We start from the raw sequence: 1,656 nt of genomic DNA on the forward strand, positions 1-1,656 counted from the left end.
CGCGCACCGTGTCATTCCACTCCGCCAGCACCCGACGCCGCTCCGCCGCGTCGAGAATGTCGATTGCGCCGATCGGCTGATCCGGCGCGGCGGTTGCAGATTCGAGCAGGCGCACCAAACGCGTGGCGATGGCTTCGACGGCTTTCCGCTCGAACAGATCCGTACTGTATTCGATCGTGCCTTCGATCCCAGCTGACCCACCGTGCTGGCCACGACTCTCTGTCAAGATCAAGGCCAGATCGAATTTGGCAGCGCTGCTGCTCATCGGTTGCGGGACGATGGTGAGACCGGGCATATCAAGGCTGAGCGTACCAGCGTTCTGTAACGCGAGCATCACCTGGAAGAGCGGGTGGCGTCTCAGAGACCGTGTCGGATTGATCGCCTCGACGAGGCGCTCGAACGGCAAATCCTGATTCGCGTAGGCATCGAGATTGGCGGCGCGCACGCGATCCACCAGTTCGCGGAAGCTTGGATTTCCAGCGGTGTCGCTGCGCAGTACCACGGTGTTGACGAAAAATCCGATCAAGTCGTCGAGCGCGTGATCGCTGCGCCCCGCCACCGGACTGCCGATTGGGATGTCCGTACCTGCGCCCAACCGCGTGAGCAGCGCAGCGAGGCCGGCTTGGAGCACCATGAAGAGACTGGCCTGCTGTTCGCGCGCCAGCATCAGCAGCCCCTGGTGCACTTCGGGGGTGATCTCGAACGCGACAGTATCACCATGATGGCTGGGAACAGGCGACCGGGAACGGTCAACCGGCAGCTCCAGTTGCTCCGGCAGGCCATGCAGCGCCCTCTTCCAATACTCCAACTGGCGCGCGACCGGGCTCTCGGGATCCTCCTCATTGCCGAGCAGCGCGTGCTGCCAAAGCGTGTAGTCGGCGTATTGCAGGGGCAGCGGCTCGAAGACAGGCGCGCGCTTCTCACTACGCGCAGCATAAGCGGTAGCGAGATCGCGAGCCAGCGGCCCGAGCGAAGCTCCGTCGCCGGCAATATGATGGATCAACAGCAGCAGAACCTGGTCGCGAGGCGCGAGGACGAAGAGATCGACGCGGAGCGGCGGTTCGACGGCGAGATCGAAGCCGCGGCTCGCGGCCATGTTGAGCGCCTGGGGAAGCTCGGCCTCAGTGGTTGCCGCCACCGCGAGGATCGGCCGAGCGATTTCAGCATCGAGGATCAGCTGGCGGGGTGTGCCCGCCGTCTCCGGGAAGACGGTTCGCAGACTCTCATGCCGCTCGACCAAATCGGCGAGGGCGGCTTCGAGGGCGTCGCGATCGAGGGCACCGCGAAGACGCAATGCGAGCGTGAGATTATAGTGTGGGCTTTGTCCTTCGAGATGGTTGAGGAACCACAGGCGACTTTGCGCGAACGAGAGCGGGATCACCTCCGGACGAGGGCCCGGCCGAAGAGTCGGTCGTGCTGCCGCCTCGGCCTGATCGAGCCGTTCAGCGAGCCCGGAGATGGTCGAAACTTCAAACAGCGTACCAAGCGGCAGCTCGACCCCGAAAGCAGCGCGGATTTTCGAGACCAAATGCGTCACGAGCAGCGAATGGCCGCCGAGATCGAAGAAGTTGTCATGGATCCCGACGCGCTCGAGCCCGAGGGTCTCGGCAAACAGAGCGCAGAGTTTCTCTTCGCGTGGTGTCCGCGGCGGGGTGT

The 1,656-nt window shown here is 63.9% G+C and carries 1 protein-coding gene; it reads right to left on the reverse strand.

Features of this window, described 5'->3' with window-relative positions; all coding sequences use genetic code 11:
- Positions 1 to 1,656, reverse strand: a 1,656-nt coding sequence (locus QX121_RS31570) for a condensation domain-containing protein (protein WP_315813916.1), incomplete at both ends; no start/stop codon positions are given.

Origin of the sequence: Bradyrhizobium sp. SZCCHNR2028 (assembly GCF_032380995.1) — a bacterium.
Lineage (GTDB): Bacteria > Pseudomonadota > Alphaproteobacteria > Rhizobiales > Xanthobacteraceae > Bradyrhizobium.